The sequence below is a fragment of the Ochrobactrum sp. SFR4 genome (assembly GCF_019730395.1).
Taxonomy (GTDB): domain Bacteria; phylum Pseudomonadota; class Alphaproteobacteria; order Rhizobiales; family Rhizobiaceae; genus Pseudochrobactrum.
On the sequence record NZ_JAAPBB010000006.1, the window covers coordinates 155,434 to 174,698 of the forward strand.

13 protein-coding genes and 1 pseudogene are annotated in these 19,265 nt (G+C 53.0%); 12 read left to right on the forward strand and 2 right to left on the reverse strand.

Features of this window, described 5'->3' with window-relative positions:
* The first annotated feature begins 271 nt into the window (after positions 1-271).
* Both ileS and HBA93_RS09750 read left to right on the forward strand, forming a co-directional pair.
* Positions 272-3,178: an isoleucine--tRNA ligase gene (gene ileS / locus HBA93_RS09745; protein WP_221723139.1), complete on the forward strand. Its 2,907-nt coding sequence runs from the start codon at positions 272-274 to the stop codon at positions 3,176-3,178.
* Positions 3,179-3,394: 216 nt separating this feature from the next.
* Positions 3,395-4,063, forward strand: coding sequence for a hypothetical protein (locus tag HBA93_RS09750; RefSeq protein ID WP_121991860.1), 669 nt, complete (start codon positions 3,395-3,397; stop codon positions 4,061-4,063).
* A 55-nt stretch (positions 4,064-4,118) separates the two neighbouring features.
* Here the strand turns inward: HBA93_RS09750 and HBA93_RS09755 are convergent, their stop codons facing one another.
* Positions 4,119-4,550, reverse strand: a complete 432-nt coding sequence (locus HBA93_RS09755) for a nucleoside deaminase (protein WP_286201859.1) — start codon at positions 4,548-4,550, stop codon at positions 4,119-4,121.
* A gap of 402 nt (positions 4,551-4,952) precedes the next feature.
* Between HBA93_RS09755 and HBA93_RS09760 the strand changes: the two genes are divergently transcribed.
* The 4 genes from HBA93_RS09760 (at position 4,953) to HBA93_RS24145 (ending at position 10,697) form a co-directional block, all read left to right on the forward strand.
* Positions 4,953-6,890: a pseudouridine synthase gene (locus HBA93_RS09760; RefSeq protein ID WP_221723140.1), complete on the forward strand. Its 1,938-nt coding sequence runs from the start codon at positions 4,953-4,955 to the stop codon at positions 6,888-6,890.
* A complete protein-coding gene (rsmD, locus tag HBA93_RS09765; RefSeq protein WP_221723141.1) occupies positions 6,890-7,444 on the forward strand; it encodes a 16S rRNA (guanine(966)-N(2))-methyltransferase RsmD in 555 nt (184 codons plus the stop codon). Before HBA93_RS09760 ends, rsmD begins: the two co-directional genes overlap by 1 nt.
* 332 nt (positions 7,445-7,776) lie before the next feature.
* Positions 7,777-9,336 carry a M16 family metallopeptidase gene (locus HBA93_RS09770; RefSeq protein WP_221723217.1) on the forward strand — a complete coding sequence of 520 codons (1,560 nt, stop codon included), beginning with the start codon at positions 7,777-7,779 and terminating at the stop codon, positions 9,334-9,336.
* Entirely contained in the window at positions 9,336-10,697 is a 1,362-nt protein-coding gene (locus HBA93_RS24145) for a M16 family metallopeptidase (RefSeq protein ID WP_286201845.1), read from the forward strand. Before HBA93_RS09770 ends, HBA93_RS24145 begins: the two co-directional genes overlap by 1 nt.
* Positions 10,698-10,840: 143 nt before the next feature.
* Here the strand turns inward: HBA93_RS24145 and HBA93_RS09775 are convergent.
* Positions 10,841-12,634 (reverse strand): annotated as a pseudogene (locus HBA93_RS09775) (monovalent cation:proton antiporter-2 (CPA2) family protein); the annotation flags it as partial.
* Positions 12,635-13,057: 423 nt separating this feature from the next.
* Here HBA93_RS09775 and HBA93_RS09780 point away from each other — a divergent pair.
* The 6 genes from HBA93_RS09780 (at position 13,058) to lpxK (ending at position 19,212) form a co-directional block, all read left to right on the forward strand.
* Positions 13,058-14,407 carry a TldD/PmbA family protein gene (locus tag HBA93_RS09780; protein ID WP_221723219.1) on the forward strand — a complete coding sequence of 450 codons (1,350 nt, stop codon included), beginning with the start codon at positions 13,058-13,060 and terminating at the stop codon, positions 14,405-14,407.
* Entirely contained in the window at positions 14,394-15,248 is an 855-nt protein-coding gene (locus HBA93_RS09785; protein ID WP_121991854.1) for a 3'(2'),5'-bisphosphate nucleotidase CysQ, read from the forward strand. Before HBA93_RS09780 ends, HBA93_RS09785 begins: the two co-directional genes overlap by 14 nt.
* Before the next feature lie 165 nt (positions 15,249-15,413).
* On the forward strand, positions 15,414-15,683 hold the full coding sequence (locus tag HBA93_RS09790) for a DUF4170 domain-containing protein (protein WP_022711233.1): 270 nt from the start codon (positions 15,414-15,416) through the stop codon (positions 15,681-15,683).
* A 59-nt stretch (positions 15,684-15,742) separates the two neighbouring features.
* Positions 15,743-16,474 (forward strand): lysophospholipid acyltransferase family protein, encoded by a 732-nt coding sequence (locus HBA93_RS09795; RefSeq protein ID WP_502910070.1) that lies wholly within the window; start codon positions 15,743-15,745, stop codon positions 16,472-16,474.
* A 327-nt stretch (positions 16,475-16,801) separates the two neighbouring features.
* Positions 16,802-18,151 carry a lipid IV(A) 3-deoxy-D-manno-octulosonic acid transferase gene (gene waaA / locus HBA93_RS09800; protein WP_221723142.1) on the forward strand — a complete coding sequence of 450 codons (1,350 nt, stop codon included), beginning with the start codon at positions 16,802-16,804 and terminating at the stop codon, positions 18,149-18,151.
* Positions 18,151-19,212: a tetraacyldisaccharide 4'-kinase gene (gene lpxK, locus HBA93_RS09805; protein WP_221723143.1), complete on the forward strand. Its 1,062-nt coding sequence runs from the start codon at positions 18,151-18,153 to the stop codon at positions 19,210-19,212. Before waaA ends, lpxK begins: the two co-directional genes overlap by 1 nt.
* The last annotated feature ends 53 nt before the right edge of the window (positions 19,213-19,265 follow it).

Consider the following 19,265-nt stretch of genomic DNA (forward strand, 5'->3'; position numbering starts at 1 on the left):
TTCTGCGCGCCTGCATTGGTAAAAGCATCACCATGATGAGACAATACTCGATATTTATAATGCTGCGCTATGCCGGCCGAATTATTGGCCCGGCCTTTTCTTAAGCCTGACCGGATGGTTCAGGGGGAAAGGTCCGGGAAGAATAGCTGACATCCTGAGGTATGATGAACTCTGCCGCAATTTCAGGATATATATTTTCTTAAGACTGCCTGCCTGAGAGCAGCATAGTGCCTGCATTATGCTCCGGTAGTCCAACTGAATGCTCAAGATAATGACTGCTGAAAAAATCGATTATTCCAAAACGCTTAACCTGCCGCAGACCGACTTTCCGATGCGTGCCAGCCTTCCGCAGCGTGAGCCGCTGCTGGTCGCCCGCTGGGAAGAGATGAATCTTTATAAGAAGCTGCGTGAAGATGCCAAAGATCGCCCGCTTTGGGTGCTGCATGACGGCCCTCCATACGCCAATGGTAATATCCATATCGGCCATGCGCTGAACAAGACACTGAAAGATGTGATCACCCGCTCGTTCCAGATGCGCGGCTATAATTCGAACTATGTTCCGGGCTGGGACTGCCATGGTCTTCCGATCGAATGGAAGATCGAAGAAAAATACCGTGCGCAGGGCAAGAATAAAGACGAAGTGCCGGTCAATGAATTCCGCAAGGAATGCCGTGAATTTGCTGAAGGCTGGATCAAGGTTCAGACCGATGAGTTCAAACGTCTGGCAATCACCGGTGATTTTGAACAGCCATACACCACAATGAATTTCCATGCGGAAGCCCGTATTGCCGGTGAATTGCTGAAATTCGCCCGCTCCGGCCAGCTCTATCGTGGTTCCAAACCGGTGATGTGGTCGGTTGTTGAGCGTACTGCTCTGGCCGAGGCGGAAGTTGAATATCACGATATTGAGTCGGATATGATCTGGGTGAAATTCCCTGTCACATCCGTGCCGGAACTGGCTGATGCGCATGTGGTCATCTGGACAACGACACCATGGACAATTCCGGGCAACCGCGCCATCGCCTATTCGCCAAAGGTTTCCTACGGTCTTTATGAAGTGACCGGTGCGGAAAATGACTTTGGCCCGCAGGCCGGTGAAAAGCTGATCTTCGCTGATAATCTGGCTGAGGAATGCTTCAAAAAAGCCAAGCTGACTTTTAATCGTTTGCGCGATGTTTCCACTGCACAGCTGCATGGCATGACCGCAGCCCATCCGCTCAAAGGCTTTGGCGGCGGTTATGAATTTACTGTGCCGCTGGTTGCCGGTGAGCATGTGACTGATGATGCCGGTACAGGCTTCGTTCACACTGCACCAAGCCATGGTCGTGAAGACTTTGAAGCATGGATGGATGCTGTGCGTGAACTCGAAGCACGCGATATCAATCCTGCAATTCCTTTCCCTGTGGATGATGCTGGTTTCTATACTGCTGACGCACCGGGTTTCGGCCCTGACCGTGAAGGCGGTGCTGCCCGTGTTATCGATGATAACGGCAAGAAGGGCGATGCCAATGAAGCGGTTATCAAAGAACTGATCGCGCGTGGTCTGCTGTTCGCCCGTGGCCGCATGAAGCATTCCTATCCGCATTCATGGCGCTCGAAAAAGCCGATCATCTTCCGCAATACACCGCAATGGTTTGTCTATATGGACAAAGAACTGGGCGACGGCACAACGCTGCGTTCCCGTGCTCTGAAAGCCATTGATGATACACGTTTTGTGCCGGCTGCCGGTCAGAACCGCCTGCGTGCCATGATCGAAAACCGTCCTGACTGGGTGCTGTCACGCCAGCGCGCATGGGGCGTGCCGATTTGTGTTTTTGCAGCTGAAGACGGTACAGTGCTGATTGATGAAGCTGTGAATGAACGTATTCTCGCGGCTTTTGAAGTGGAAGGTGCTGATGCATGGTTTGCAGAAGGTGCGCGTGAGCGTTTCCTCGGCAACCGCGCCGGTGAGGCTTGGGAGCAGGTTACCGACATTCTCGATGTCTGGTTTGACTCCGGTTCAACGCATACGTTCACGCTGGAAGACCGCCCTGATCTGAAATGGCCTGCCGATCTTTATATGGAAGGTTCGGATCAGCATCGCGGCTGGTTCCATTCCTCACTGCTTGAAAGCTGCGGCACCCGTGGCCGTGCACCTTATAATGCAGTGCTGACCCATGGTTTCACCATGGACGAGCACGGCAAGAAAATGTCGAAATCGCTCGGCAATACAGTGACCCCGCAGGAAATCATCAAGGATTCTGGTGCAGATATTCTGCGTCTCTGGGTGATGACCTCGGATTACTGGGATGATCAGCGTCTCGGCAAGAGCATCATCCAGACCAATATCGACGCTTATCGCAAGCTGCGTAACACCATCCGCTGGATGCTGGGTACATTGGCGCATGATGAAGGCGAAGAAGTTGCCTATGCCGATCTGCCGGAACTTGAAAAGCTGATGCTGCATCGCCTGAGCGAGCTGGATGAAGTTGTTCGCAATGGTTATGATGCATTTGAATTCAAACGCATCACCCGCGCACTGATCGACTTCACTAATATCGAGCTGTCGGCTTTCTATTTCGATATCCGCAAAGATGCGCTTTATTGCGATGCACCTTCGAGCCTGCGCCGCAAAGCTGCTCTGCAGACCGTGCGTCACCTGTTCGATAATATCGTGACATGGCTCGCACCGATGCTGCCTTTCACGACGGAAGAAGCATGGCTTGACCGTTATAAAGATGCGGTTTCCGTGCATCTTGAACAGTTCCGCAACATTCCTGCCGAATGGAATAATCCGGTTCTGGCTGCGAAATGGGACAAGGTGCGAGATGTGCGCCGCGTTGTTACCGGTGCTCTGGAATTGGAACGTGCGGACAAGCGTATCGGTTCGTCGCTGGAAGCTGCACCTCTGGTGCATATCACCGATGCGTCGCTGCTCTCTGCGGTACAGGGTCTGGATATGGCTGAAATCTGCATCACCAGCGGATTGACCATCAGCGATCAGCCGGTTGCCGGTGAGGCATTCGCGTTGAGTGATGTGAAGGGTGTAACTGTTGTGCCTGCCAAGGCAGAGGGTACAAAATGCGCCCGTTCATGGCGCTATACCAACGATGTCGGCAGTGATTCTGAGTTCCCGGATGTATCAGCACGCGATGCTGCGGCATTGCATGAGCTGAAAGCGCTTGGTCGTTTGGGATAGGTATGAATCTGCGGCGATCACGGTTAACAAGTAATTATCAGTGATTGCCGCATATTTTCTGCCGTGCTAAGGCACTGCATTGAAATATTTTGTCGGCAGTGAAAATCTGCTTTCATGCCTTGGAGTTGCCGGAAAGTACGGATAACGCCATAATGCATGAAATTTAATGTAGCGGTGGTTGGGTAATCTGGCCGAATACGGATAAAAGTGGTGCTCATGAAGATTGAAGGACGCATTTTCGCTTTCGCAACAGTGCTGGCCAGTTTGGGTCTTGCCGGTTGCGTGTCCGATCCGACCTATGGAACAGGCAAGTCAGCCAGCACGCAATTGCTGGATGATATGTCATCCATTGCTACAATCGGTCCGAAAAAGAGAACCGGTATTGAATATAAGCCGCGTCCGGAGCTGGTGAAGCCTGTTGCCGGGCAGAAAGAAAGCCTGCCGCAGCCGCAGGAAAGTGTTGCCCGCGCCGGTGATCCTTCATGGCCGGAATCGCCGGAAGAACGCCGCAAGCGTCTGCGTGCAGAGATTGAAGCAAACCGCGACAATCCGAATTTCGTTTCACCGATTGCACCGGACAGCCCGAGCGATTTCACGCCGCGCCGTCAGATTTTGCCAAGCGGTGCCAGCCGTCGTGAAGATTATGCATCACGTGATTCTGTTGCGGATCCGGCAGTTGCGGCTGCCGCCAAACAGGCGCAGCTTGATCGCGCAGGCGGTTCTGCCACACAGCGTAAATATCTGAGTGAGCCGCCGGTCAGCTATCGCCAGCCAGCTGCCACAGCTACAGTCGGTGATCTGGGTGAAGACGAAGCGAAGAAAGAACGCCGTCGTAAGGCTGAAGCCACCGGCTCAAAAAGCTGGCGCGATAAGCTCGGTCTTTAATTCGGGTTTGAATGAAGTTTGAAAAAGCCGCGTCCTTTGTCAGGACGCGGTTTTTTTATTTTCGTTTTTCCTGAAAGAAGCGTTTCAGCATGTCGGTTGCCTCGGCTTCGCCAATGCCGGAATAAACCTCGGGTGCGTGATGGCAGGTCGGCTGGCTGTAGAAGCGGGGGCCATATTCCACGCCGCCGCCCTTCGGATCGCTTGAAGCATAATAAAGACGGCGGATGCGGGCGAAAGAAATTGCCGCCGCACACATGGCGCAAGGTTCCAGCGTCACATAGAGATCGCAATCCCCGAGCCGCTCATTTTCCAGCGCTTCACAGGCGATGCGGATTGCCAGAATTTCGGCATGAGCAGTCGGATCATTAATCTCGCGGGTGCGGTTGCCTGCACGGGCAATAATCCGGTTTTTATGTGTGATGACCGCGCCGATTGGCACTTCGCCCCGTGCAGCTGCGGCGCGGGCTTCTTCCATCGCGGCCTGCATAGGAGATATTTGTCTGTTCTTTGCGGTGCTGCTTGCCGGATGTGTCACGGAAACCAAATTTTCTGCAGGAGACAAACTTGCCGCAGGGGATTGTGAATTTTTGTTGTTCATCTTGCCGGAATTGCCGCCGGTTGCGTTTTTTTGCATAATGTGCGGCAGCCTTTCAGATATTTTACTCGCAAGCGCGGTGATGATTTGTTAGAGCGTAGCTTTAATAAGGTGTGTAGCATAAGAACTGCGCTGCAATCGTGCCAGCTTTATCCTAAATTTTGCCGGATCGGAATGATTTAGCATAAAGCATGTCCGGCGAAAACGCGCAGCGGTTTTGCAGCAGGGCTTTCCGCATCCTGATTTTCGATTTTTGACGCCGGGCAGAAATACCGGTGAAAGGCTGATATTCTAATGACCCGTGACGATCATGATAATGAACGCGGCAAGCGTCCTTTTGTAAAGCGTGAGCGTACGCGCGATGACAGAGGTTCTGACCGTCCGCGTCGTTTTGAAGGTGAATCCCGTGGTGACAAGCCGCGCGGCTTTGGTGAGCGCGGCGACAAACCTCGTGGTTTTGAACCTCGCGGCGATAAGCCCCGCGGCTTTGATATGAGCGCCGCTGATGAAGGCGAACGTATCGCCAAGCGTCTGGCGCGTGTGGGTATTGCCTCGCGCCGTGAAGCGGAAAGCATGATTGCTGCCGGTCGTGTTGCTGTGAACGGTAAAGTGCTGACCAGCCCTGCTGTGAATGTTCTGCGCACAGATCGTATTACCGTTGATAATAAAGTTCTGCAGCAGGCTGAGCGTACCCGCCTGTGGCTCTATCACAAGCCTGCCGGTCTGGTGACAACCAACCGTGATCCGGAAGGTCGTCCGACAGTGTTTGATGCACTGCCTGCTGAATTGCCGCGCGTTTTGTCGGTTGGTCGTCTTGATATCAACACCGAAGGCCTGTTGTTGCTGACCAATGATGGCGGTCTGTCCCGCGTTCTGGAACTGCCTGCAACCGGCTGGCTGCGCCGCTATCGTGTGCGCGCTCATGGTACAGTAACACAGGCACAGCTTGATGAGCTGAAAAACGGTATCGCTGTTGACGGCATATTCTACGGCGCGGTTGAAGCAACTCTTGAGCGCGAGCAGGGCGCAAATGTCTGGCTGTCCATTGGTCTGCGCGAAGGCAAAAACCGCGAAGTTAAGAACATTCTTGGTGCGCTTGGTCTGGCTGTTTCCCGTCTGATCCGTGTTTCTTTCGGGCCGTTCCAGCTGGGCGATCTGGAAGAGGGGGCGGTGCGCGAAATCCGTGGTCGTACCCTGCGTGAACAGCTCGGTGAAAAACTGGTTGAAGATTCCGGTGCGGATTTTGATGCGCCGATCCTCAATGAATTCTCCAATGAAGCTGTTAAGGGCGAATTGCCGTCCCGCAGCCCGCGTTTTGATGCTTATGAAGAGCGCGGCAGCGACGAGGAAGGCGAAGGCCGTTCCCGTTACAAATCCGACTGGATTTCCAGCAGCCGGGATGCAGGCGGTGGCCGTGGCGGCAAAGGCGGCTTTGGTGCCAAGCGTGGCGAAGGGCGTATGGACGGTGAACGTAAACCGTTCCGCCGTGACCGTGAAGAAGGTGATCGTCGTGAAGAAGGCCGTGCGCCGCGTGATGGTGAACGTAAGCCTTTCCAGCGTGATCGTGATGGTAAGAGCTGGCGTGAAGATGGTTTGTCACGCCTCAGCACATCTGCACCGCGTTCCGGCGGCTTCGACAAGCCGCGCTTTGCAAAAGGCGGCCGTGGTGACAAGGATGATGACAAGTTCGGTTCACAGCCGCAGCGTCCGCGCGGCGTGAATGTATGGATGGCACCGGGTGCCAAGGCCTATAATTCGTCGTCCAAGCCGACCCCTGGTGATGATCGCCGCCGTTCACGCCGTGACGGTGATGACCGTCCGCAGCGTGAAGAAGGTGGTCGTGGTTATCAGGGCCGTACAGAGGACAGAGACGGCTATAAGCGTCAGGGTTTCCGCCGCGATGAAGACAATCGTGACGGTTTCAAGCGCGAAGGCTTCCGCTCGGAAAACCGTCGTTCTTTTGATGAAGGCGATCGTCCGGCACGCGAAGAGCGTCGTTTCTCCGGTGAGCGCAATTTTGACAAGAAGCCATTTGGCGACAAGAAGCCGTTTGGTGATCGTCCGTCGGGCGACAAACCATTCCGTGGCAAACCTGAAGGCGGTCGCGGTGGCAAGCCTTTCGGCAAAGGACCGCAGGGTGGCAAACCATCCGGTAATCGTCCGTCCGGCCCTCGTGGTGCAGGTCCTCGCGGCGCAGGACCGCGTTCCGGCCCGCGCGGAGATAAACGTTAATGCGCATTGTCGGCGGTAAATTCCGCGGACGTGCACTGGTGACGCCGGAAAGCTCTGCAATCCGGCCGACCAGCGACCGGACACGTGAAAGTCTGTTCAATATTATCACGCATGGTTTTCGTGAGAAGCTGGACAATACACGGGTGCTGGATCTGTTTGCCGGCACCGGTGCGCTTGGCCTTGAAGCCTTGTCACGCGGTTGCCGCTATACGGTTTTCGTTGAGGAATCCGTAGAAGGGCGTGGTCTTCTGCGCCAGAATGTGGAGGCTTTTGGCCTTCAGGGGCATACAAAAGTGTTCCGCCGCAATGCAACAGCATTGGGTCCGACCGGCACAATGGGCGAATTTGATCTGGTTTTTGCCGATCCGCCCTATGGTAAAGGTTTGGGTGAACAGGCCTTTGTTTCTGCACTTGAGGGCGGCTGGCTCAAACCGGATACGCTTTTGATTCTGGAAGAAGTGTCGGAAGCCGTTATCACGCTGGATGACCGCTTCATATTGCGTGATGAACGTAATTACGGGATCACCACGATAAGGCTTTATGAACTGACCTGATAATTTTATCATTAGAGCGCCGTGTGCCAGATTTGGCACACAAAGGTCGCTCTAACACTTTAAAATTAGAGCATAATTCCTTAAATTGATCCAAGTTTAAGGAATTATGCTCTAGATAACAAATTGCCCGCTCTGTGCGGGCAATTTGCATTTCGGCATAGTGCTGCCTTTTTTGGGGGCATATTAATTAAATTATTGTCATCATGACATAATTCTTGATGGCTGGTTGCGAATTTGCCGCAATCTCGTTTAATTAAAGGTGTTTTGCAAAACAGGAAGGGACACTTTTCGTGCCATATCTATCCTTTTGCCGGCAACTGGTCAGCACATCCATGCTGGCGCTGATTGTCAGTTCTGCGACTGTGGGCGCATCTTTTGCGCAGGCTGCCAAGCCCGCCGAGGCGCAGGTTGCCCCTGCTGCGACCACCCAGACCAATCCGGCCAATGATAATCAGCCGGCCGCGCTGCCTGAAATCAGGACCCAGAAAGGCGTCAGCAGTTTCAAGCTGACCAATGGCATGGATGTTGTGGTGATTCCCGATCATCGTGCACCGGTTGTCACACAGATGGTCTGGTATCGCGTGGGTGCCGCTGATGAGCAGGAAGGTGTATCCGGTATTGCCCATTTTCTTGAGCATCTGATGTTTAAAGGAACCAAGAATGTTCCGGCCGGTGAATTCTCTGCCAAAGTAGCAGCGATCGGTGGCCAGGAAAATGCCTTCACTTCCTCGGATTATACGGGCTACTACCAGCAGATTGCTCCCGATGCGCTGGAAATGGTGATGAAATATGAGTCAGACCGTATGGCCAATCTGGTTCTGACCGAAGATGTGATTGTACCGGAGCGCGATGTTATTCTCGAAGAACGCCGCATGCGTGTGGACAGTAATCCTTCAGCCATGCTGAGCGAAGAAATTAACGCTGCGACTTTCTACAATCATCCGTATCGCCGCCCGATCATTGGCTGGCAGCAGGAAATGGAAAAACTCAGCCTTAGCGATGCGATTGGTTTTTATGAGCGCTATTACACGCCGAATAATGCCATTCTCGTGGTGACCGGTGATGTGACGCCGGAGCGCGTCCGTGATCTGGCACTCAGCACCTATGGTAAATTGCCGAAGCGCTTTGAAGTTGCGCCGCGTATCCGCCCGCAGGAGCCTGAAAAGCATACCGAACGTACGGTCATTTTGCGTGATGCCCGTGTGAACCAGCCGTCTTATAGTTCCACATGGGTGGTTCCGTCTTATATCAACGCCAAGGCCAAAGGCCGTGAAGGCGATGCTGAAGCTCTTGATCTTCTGGGTGAAATTCTTGGTGGCGGTATCCGCAGCCGTCTTTATCAGGAGCTGGTGGTTGAGCAGGGGCTTGCAGCCAGCGCTGGTGCCTATTATGCCGGTGATGCGTTAGATGACGGCACTTTTATGATCTATGGTTCACCGCGCGGTGATGCCACGCTGGAAGATGTTCAGGTCGCCGCGAATGTGGAAGTTGATCGTCTGATTGCAGAGGGCGTGACTGAAACCGAACTCAATCAGGCTCGCAATCGCTTCCTCAAAGCAATGATTTTTGCCCGTGACAGCCAGACGGGTATGGCACGGATTTATGGCTCTTCACTGGCAACCGGCCAAACGGTTGACGATGTTCTGGGCTGGCCGGATAAAATCCGCGCAGTGAAGCCGGAGCAAATCCGGGATGTGGCTGAACGCTATCTGAAGCCATCCATTTCAGTGACCGGCTACTTGCTGCCACTGGCAGACGGGGCAGCGAAAGAAGCACAGCAAGCAGCAAAACCAACCGCTGGGGGTAAAGCGGAAACAGGTGCTGCTGAGAGTAAACCGGCAGAAATTGATCAGAGTAAGCCGAAAGATGCAAAATCAGAGGTGAAAAAATAATGGTATATTCTCTTCACTCTGAAGCAGGGTTCAATAAGATTGTTCCTGCGCGCAACAAGGCTTTTTTTGGTCTAAAAGCAGCTCTGGCCGGTGCTTTCGCACTTCTGGCGACCCTGCCAGCCTTTGCTTTGGATATTCAGGAGGTCACTTCACCGAAGGGTATCAAAGCCTGGCTGGTGGAAGACGGTAGTGTGCCGCTGATCTCCGTGCGTTTTTCGTTTAAGGGCGGCAGTGCACAAGACCCTGAAGGCAAAGAAGGTCTGGCCAATCTGATGACCGGCCTGTTTGATGAAGGTGCGGGTGATATGCCGTCCGATGCCTATCAGGAGCGGCTGGATAATATCGGTGCGGAGATGAGTTTCAGCGCCACACAGGATAATATTTCCGGCGGCATGCGGATGCTGAAAGAAAACAGTCCTGCTGCTTTTGACATGTTGGCATTGGCTATCCAGAAGCCACGTTTTGATCAGGCCGCAATTGACCGCATCCGTGCGCAGATTGTGACCGGAATTAAAGCATCCCAAAATGATCCGTCAACTATTGCATCGCAGAAGTTTGCAGAAGTACTCTATGGCAAGCATCCTTATGCACGCCGTGATGAGGGTACGGTACAGTCGCTGGAAGCGATTACCCGCGAAGATTTGCTGGGTGCCCATAAGAAACTGTTTGGCAAAGATCAGCTGAAAATCGGTGTGGTCGGTGCGATCAGCGCCGAGGAACTTGCACCTCTGCTGGATAAGCTTTTTGGCAATTTGCAGGATAAAGCAGAGCTTAAGCCGGTAGAAATGGCGAAACTCGCTTTGGGCGCTACAACATCTGTGACCTATGATCTGCCACAGACAACGGTTAGTCTGGTTTATCCGGGTGTAAAGCGCAGCGATAAGGATTTCTTCGCAGCCTATCTGATGAATCAGGTGCTGGGTGTCGGCTTTACTTCACGTCTTTATAATGAAGTGCGTGAGAAGCGCGGTCTCGCCTATACGGTCAGCTCAGGTCTCAGTGGCCGGGACTATTCCAATAGTCTCAATATCGCCACCGGTACACGCCCTGACCGTGCACAGCAGAGCCTTGATGTGATCCGCGCGGAAGTGGCCCGCATGGCGAAGTCCGGCGTGACAGAGGAAGAACTGGCTGCAGCCAAGAGCTTTGCAATCGGTGCCTATGCGATCAATAATCTGGACTCTTCCGTGGCCGTTGCCCGCACATTGGTTGGCTTGCAGGAGCAAAATCTGGGACGTGATTATATCGACCGCCGTGCCGATCTCATTAATGCTGTGACCGCAGATGATGTGAAGACTGTTGCTGCAAAACTGCTCAAAGCAGATCCTGCCATTCTCGTGGTTGGTCCAAGCCTGAATTGATTGGTTTTATAATCACATAAGAAAACGGCGCGGTGGATAACCACCGCGCCGTTTTTGTATTTGACCAGCGATGTATTTATTCGCTTGCCGGAGTGAGGACGATACCTGCTTCGGGATAGGGTTTGGCAGGTGCAATTTGTCTCTTCCGTTGCTTTGTCGAGCGGGACTGCCGAACGGGTCGGTTTGACCAGAGGTTCCGGCGTAACCGGCTTGTTGAACAACAGGTGACGACCGGCGAGAATACCTTCCGAAGCCTGTACATGCAGGCGGTCCTCATCGCGCTGACGCACATCATCGGCAATGGTCTGAGCCTCGTCTTCCGGCATGCCGAGCGCTTCCAGTGTTTTGCGGCCAAACAACAGACCGGATTCAAAAGTTTCACGCAGCTCGTAATCCACGCCTTTTGCCCGTAATTGCAGCGTATGCTCACGGTCAAAGGAGCGGACATAGAGTTTCACATCCGGAAATTCTGCCTGAATGAGATCAACAATCCGGTCAGTGATTTCTTTCTTTTCGGTACAGATGGCAACCAGTTTGGCATTGCGGATACCTGCCATTTCCAGCACGTCTTTGCGCTGCCCGTCACCAAAATAAATACGGAAACCGAAGCGGCCTGCTGCGCGGATTTTATTGGCGGAATTGTCGATCACCGTCACGTCCGAACCGCCGGCCAGCAAAATCTGCGAGGCAATCTGTCCGTAACGGGAGAAACCAATCATCAGTACATCGGAACCGGCACCTTCGAAATTTTCTTCCATACCGTCTTCCTGCTTCGTATTCGTCAGCAGGCGGTTGCCGAGCGTCACAGAGAGTGGTGTCAGTGCCATGGAAATGGTGATAGCCGCAATCAGTTCAGAGGCCAGCGCATCGGTGATGACCGCAGCGGCACTGGCCGTGGAGAAGAGAACGAAGGCAAATTCACCGCCCTGCGGCAGCAGAAATGCGACTTTGACCGCATCATTATGGCTGGTGCGGAAAATACGGCACAGCAGATAAATGATCGCGATTTTTGTAACAATAATCACAGGAACTGACAGCAGGATCATTAGCCAGTTATCGAGAATAACCACCAGATTAAGCGACAGACCAACCGCGACGAAGAACAGGCCGAGGAAAATACCGCGGAACGGTTCTACGTCGGCTGCCAGTTCATGACGGTAGGAGGAATCTGCCAGCAGCACACCGGCGATAAATGCGCCCATCGCCATGGACAGGCCTGCAGCTTCCATCAGCGCTGCCGAACCGAGAACGACGAACAAAGCGGCGGCGATCATCACTTCTCGTGCACCGGTATTGCCGATGATACGGAACATCGGATTTAGCAAATAGCGTCCGGCAATAATCAGAATAATAATGGCACCAAGTGCGGCTGCCACATGGAAATTCGCAGCACTTTGCGAGCTTTCGCCCGGTGACAACGCAGGAATAAGCGCCAGAATAGGGACGATCGCCAGATCCTGAAACAGCAAAATTGCAAAGGCTTTTTGCCCGTATTTCTGGCTGGTTTCGCCTTTGTCTTCCAGAATTTGCATAGCAAAGGCGGTTGAGGAAAGTGCAAAGCCGCAGCCGACGATAATCGCCGCCGGTACGGGAAGACCGGCAACATAAACGCCCAGAAAGGCAAGAGTGACAGCACACAGTGCTACCTGTGCCAGACCAAGGCCGAAGATCGCATGACGCAGAGACCAGAGGCGGGAGGGCTTGAGATCAAGACCGATGATGAACAGCAGAAACACCACGCCCAGTTCGGAGAAATGCAGCAGTTCTTCACCATCGGTAATAAAACGGGCAATCGGGCCGATAATCACACCGGCGGCCAGATAGCCCAGAACGGTTCCCAGCCCCATACGCTTGAACAACGGTGCGGCAATGATTGCTCCGCCGAGGATCATCAGGGTCTGCAGATAAAGACTGCCGATGGAAATATTGTTTTCCATAATTAAAACATCACATATTACGTTTGTCGGGGCGGGTGCGGAATAAACTACCGGCAGAAAATTATCAAATCCAATGCTGCAGGCAAATCATGCCGAACATAATATGAAATAACGCGTGCAGATAACGGTTTTTTAAAGAAAAAAATCACGTTTATGGGTTCATCGTTTTCAAATATGAAGTCATAAATATGGTTAAAACACTAAGGCTATTATTTTGAAGAAAGTGTCTGTTTTCCCGTAGATGTTTCTTCAGGACTGAGTTGTCACACACAAACATAAAATGAGACTTAAAAAATACATGGCTTATCCGTATATAGAACCTATACAGGCGGCAAAATCTGATAATTGACTGCACGCAGATTACAAAATGCGAGCGGTGAATTATCACGAAACCACCAGGCCAGATTAATGACAGGAAGAATGATGGACGCACAAAGCTCTGCTCAAAAACTCGCCGATCAGGCACGGTTTCTCGTCGCCGCGGCTAAAAAAGCCGGTGCGGATCATGCCGATGCGGTGGTTGTACGCAGCCGTTCCAGCAATGTCAGCGTACGTTTGGGCAAAGTGGAAGCGACTGAAGCCTCGGAAAGTGATGATTTTTCGCTGCGGGTTTTTGTTGGTAAACGCATTGCAAGTATTTCGGCCAGTGCCAATAAAGGGGCTGATCCTGTCGCACTGGCAGAACGTGCCGTTGCGATGGCAAAAGTCTCGCCGGAAGATGCCTATGAGGGGCTGGCTGATCCGTCAAAACTGGCTAAACAAATTGCCTATCTTGATCTGTTCGATCCGACGCAGATTGACAGCAAACGCATGACTGAAGATGCACTGGCAATGGAAGAAGCTGCGCGGGGAGTTGCCGGTGTCACCAATTCCGGGGGTGCAACAGCTTCTGCCGGTTTGGGCGGTATGGTGCTGGTGACCTCCGGCGGTTTTGAAGGATTTTATACATTGAGCCGTTTTGGCCGCTCTGTCAGCGCGATTGCCGGTGAAGGCACCGCGATGGAGCGTGATTATGATATGCGCGTGCGTCTGCATTTTGCCGATTTGCCGGAGCTGGAAGATCTTGGCCGCACCGCCGGTGAACGGGCTGTGCGCCGCCTCAACGCGCGCAAGATGAAAACCGGCGCAGTCAATGTGATGTTTGATCCGCGTGTGGCGCGCGGCATGGCCGGTCATATTGCCGGTGCCATCAATGGTGCATCTGTCGCCCGTAAAAGCAGTTTTCTGAAAGATAAAATGGGACAGCAGGTTCTGAGCAAAGGGATCAGCATCACTGATGATCCGATGCGCCTGCGCGGTTCATCTTCCCGTCCGTTTGACGGTGAGGGGATTGCCGGTGAAAAGCTGACCATGATTGAGGATGGTGTGCTGAAGCACTGGTTCCTCTCCGGCTCGACCGCCCGTGAACTGGGGCTGGAAACTAACGGCCGTGGTGTGCGCTCCGGTTCAACAGTTGTGCCGTCCTCTACCAATCTGGCGATTGAGGCCGGTGCACGCACACCGGAAGAACTGATGAAAGAACTCGGCACCGGTTTCTATGTCACCGAGGTTTTCGGTCAGGGCGTGGATATGATTACCGGACAATATAGCCGTGGTGCTTCCGGTTTCTGGATTGAAAACGGGGAACTGACCTTTCCGGTGAGTGAAGTGACTATCGCCTCCAATCTCAAAGATATGTTTATGAATATGACCGCTGCCAGCGATCTCGACCGGTCTTACGGGACCGCAGCACCAACGCTGGTCATTGAAGGAATGACGCTTGCCGGAAACTAAAGAAGCAACCAATCAAATAGCAGACAGCGATGACCTTCAACTCATCCGTGAAGCGGCAGCGGAAGCGGGTAAAATTGCCTTACGCTATTACGGTAATAATCCGGAAGTCTGGCTGAAAGGCGGTCAGTCTCCGGTGAGTGAGGCGGATTTAGCCGTTGATCGTTTCCTTCAGGAATTTTTGTTGCAGGCGCGGCCGGATTATGGCTGGATTTCAGAGGAAACGGCAACAGATCAGCAGCGTACCGGCAGAGAACGGGCATTTGTGGTCGATCCGATTGACGGCACCCGCGCATTTCTTGCAGGTGATGACCGCTGGTGCGTGAGCATTGCAGTGATCGATCAGGGCAAGCCGCGTTGCGGTGTACTGGATGTTCCGGTGCGTAAAGAGGTGCTGAGCGCCGTCAGCGGTCAGGGTGCTTTCCAGAATGGCAAGCCGGTTGCAGCGCTGCTGCCTGCGGATGGCCGCAGCTATCCTGTGGCGATGTCGCGCTCACATTTTAATGATCTGCCGGAAGGCTTTCGCAGTAAGGCAGCTTTCTCGCCCTATGTGCCGTCGCTGGCTTATCGTATTGCCATGGTCGGACGCGGTGAACTGGCCGGAACTTTCGTGCGCGGCGGTGCTCATGACTGGGATCTGGCAGCGGCGGATCTGCTGCTTTCCGAGGCCGGAGGCAGGCTTTTGACCCTTGAGGGGCAGGCACTTAGCTATGGCGCGGCAGGTGGTGCAGTTGCGGGTCAAAAACCGTTCAGCCATGATGTGCTGGTGGCTGCGGTTGCGGGTTTTGAAGAAGAAATGCTGAGCGTTGTACGGCAGTTATTGTCGGATCAGAATTATTCCTGAGCCGGCTTGTCGCGGGTGCTTTAGAAAATACGATAAATTAAAGAGTGTGCAATAAGTACTCCGGTTGAACTTGGACGTAAACCGCTCTAAAGAGGGCGGCAACAAAGGCAGGTTATAAATGCTCTGCCTCCGGCAAAACATAATCTCAGTGACAGGATTAGAAACATGACCGCATCTGGTGAAAACAAACAACTGCTGCATCTGGTATTCGGCGGTGAATTGAAGACGCTGAATTCCATGGAATTCCGCGATCTGGACAAGCTGGATATCGTCGGCATCTATCCGAATTATGAAGCCGCTAAAATGGCTTGGAAATCCAAGGCCCAACAGACCGTTGATAACGCCCATATGCGTTATTTCATCGTGCATATGCATCGTCTGCTTGATCCTGCAAGTGCAGTTGCTGAAGCTGTGCGCTCTGCTGACAAAGCCTGACGCGCGTTCTGACTGTGGCAGGTGACAAACCGCACCGAACCGGATTTCTGACCAAGTTTTTGAAACGCGCCTGGCAGCGTATTCGCGGGCCTTTGGCGCGTTCAGAAGTTCTGAAGACGGTGCTGGTCAATTTGATTTCGGGCTATCTCCGGCTGGTTTATGCAACCAATAAACGCCTGCCGGGGTTTTACGAAACGATTGCATCCCAAAAAAAGCAAACGCCCTATATTGTCACTTTCTGGCATGGCCAGCATTTGATGGGGCCGTTTGTGCGCGATAAATCCGTGCCGGTTGTGGCTATGTTTTCACGCAGTGCCGATGCGGAGCTCAATGCCCGTGTGGCGGAAAAGCTCGGTTTGCAAACGGTTCGCGGTTCCGGTGGACGCGCCGACAGCGATAATAGCGGTAAGGGCGGTGCGCGTGCTTTGCTCACCCTGAAACGGGCGCTGGATCAGGGCACCAGTACCGGCATGATTGCTGATGTGGCACATAGTCCGCTGCGTGAGGCGGGACAGGGGATTATCCTGTTGGCCAAATTATCGGGACGCCCGATCCTGCCGGTTGCCTATGCTTTTTCACGAAGCAAAATTCTGGAAAAAAGCTGGGACAAAACCTCAATTCCGCTGCCTTTCGGGCGTTCTGCTGCAACCACAACCGATCCGGTTTGGGTGCCTGCGGATGCGGATGAAAATTTACTTGAGGAAAAACGACTGGAGTTGACCCGCAAACTCGATGCTGCCACCTTTGCAGCCTATCAACAATTGGGAATGCTGCCACCTCCCGCACGCTGATAATAAATTATGATAGTCTCCGGCGTTTTTTGTATAATGGCTGGAGTCTCAGTTATTGGTGCATAAGCTGAAATTAGAGCGTATTCCGAAAAGTGCAAAGCGGTTTTCGGATAAGATACGCGCAAAAACAAAAAGATAGAGCGTTTCCTATGATACAAGATAAACTGGAAATGCTCTTGGCTTGGTGTACTGTGCATCTTCGTGCAAGATTTCAACGGGTTGCATTCTGTGGCAGCCATTTCCGTATTCCGTGTTTTCCGGCATTTTAGGTTTTGCAGGGCAAAACAAGCTCTTATTTGATTTGAACTGACCGGTATGGAGACAAGAATGAGTGAAAAATGGGCCCGTACTGTTCTTAAGATCTACAAGGCTGCCAGTTGTGCGGCCTATCCGCTGATCGGGCCCTATATCAGCTATCGTGTTTCGAAAGGCAAAGAAGACCGTACCCGCCGTGCCGAGCGTTACGGCCGCAGCCAGATCGCCCGTCCTGACGGGCCGCTGGTCTGGATGCATGCCGCGAGTGTGGGCGAGTTTACTGCTATTCTGCCACTGATCGAGCACTTTCTGGCGCAGGATATTCGCATTCTGCTGACGACCGGCACGCGCACTTCTGCTGCGCTGGTGGGTGAGCGTCTTGGTGATAGGGTTATTCACCAATATGTACCGCTGGATTTACTACCTGCCGTGCGCCGTTTCCTGGATCACTGGCAACCGGATGTGGCGATTAAATGCGAATCCGAAATCTGGCCGATGACCATTCTGGAACTTGGCAAACGCCATATTCCGCAAATCCTGATCAACGGACGCATGTCTGATCGTTCCTATGCAAAATGGAAAAAGCGCAGTTCCGTTGCTGAGGCTTTGTTTGAAAATTTTGCCCATGTGGTGGCGCAGTCTGATGCGGATGGTGAACGCTTTCGCCAGCTTGGTGCGCGTCCGGTCACGATTTCCGGCAATCTCAAAGTGGATACCGATGCCCCGCCGGTTGATCCGCAGGAACTGGAACGCCTGAAACAGCAAATTGGCAAGCGCAAAGTCTGGGCTGCGATTTCCACCCATGAGGGTGAGGAAGATATTGCAGCAACGGTGCATACAATGCTCAGCACCCGCCATCCGGATTTACTGACTATGATTGTACCGCGTCATCCGGATCGCGCCGAGGCAATCCGTACGATGATCGAAGCCAAGGGGCTTACTGTTGCACAGCGCAGTCGTAATGAGGAGGTCACTCCGCAAACGGCTGTTTATCTTGGTGATACAATCGGCGAAATGGGCTTGTATCTGCGCCTGTCACAGATTGCCTTTGTTGGCAAATCCCTGACCGGTGAGGGCGGACAAAATCCGCTGGAACCGGCAATGCTCGGCACAGCAGTTTTGTCCGGTCGTAATGTACAGAACTTCCGTGAATCCTATCAGCGTCTGATTAAAAATGGCGGCGCAAAACTTGTCAGCGATCATAATATGCTGGCTGGCGCGGTGAATTTCCTGTTCAATAATCCGGAAAAGCTGAAAACCATGACCGAGGCCGGAAAACGCACGGTCGGTGATATGCGCGGTGCGCTGGAACGCACTCTTACGGCGCTTGAGCCTTTTATCCGGCCACTGGCTGTCAAATCCCGTCTGGATACGACAGTTGTTGAACCTCTGACTGAGACAGATGCAGCGGAGCAGCCGTGATGGCTGCAAATAAGACACCGGCAGATATTTCAGGCTTCTGGTGGCGTAAGGCTGGCTGGCAGTCTGCATTGCTGTCGCCGGTGGCTGCGATTTATGGCTCGGTTGCTAAAAAGCGGATGGTGAATGCGGAGCCGCCGGAAATTGCCATGCCTGTTTTGTGTATCGGCAATTTCACCGTTGGCGGAGCGGGTAAAACGCCGACTTGTATCGCCTTTGCCGAGGCTGCAAAGGCCGAAGGCTTTAAGCCCGGTATAGTCTCGCGTGGTTATGGCGGTTCTTTTAAAGGTGTGCATCTTGTGGATCCGGATCAGGATACGGCCAAGTTGACCGGCGATGAGCCGCTGCTGCTGGCAAGACATGCCATGGTCGCGGTTTCGGCCAATCGTTTGCATGCCGCGCAATTGCTGGAAAAGCATAGCTGCAACTTCATCATTATGGATGATGGTTTTCAGAGTGCACGTCTGTTTTATGATTACGCGCTGCTGGTGGTGGATGCTTCACGCGGGATCGGCAACGGAAAAATCATTCCGGCAGGACCCTTGCGGGCACCTTTGATGGCGCAGATGCAGCAGGCTTCAGCTTTGCTCCGCATTACGCCGAACCATCTGAAAGGTGAGGATGCATCGGAAAATGTGATCCGCATGGCGGCACGCAGTAATAAGCCGTTTTTTGATGCACGTCTGGTCTCGGTGGCGGAGCAACCGGCCGAGGGCAAAAAGTTTCTCGCTTTTGCGGGCATAGGCAATCCGCAGAAATTCTATGACAGTGTGACCGAACTGGGCGGGGAAGTGGTGATCAACCGCTCATTTGGCGATCATTATAATTATAAGCCGGAAGATATCCGTCAGCTTTTGTCCGATGCGCGGGAAGCTGATCTGATTTTGGCCACAACGGCGAAAGATTATGTGCGCCTGCATGGTTTGCAATCTGCCGTTGAGGGCAACTGGCTGCGCGACATTGCTGTTTTTGATGTACGGCTTGATTTTGGCCGCGAGAAAATTTTGCAGCGTATCATCAGAACAACGCGACAAAATTTTCTCGAACGCCGCCTTGAACTCTAGAGCATTTCACAGCCAAATTGGATCAATTTGCACATTCTTGATTTAGTCAAGTT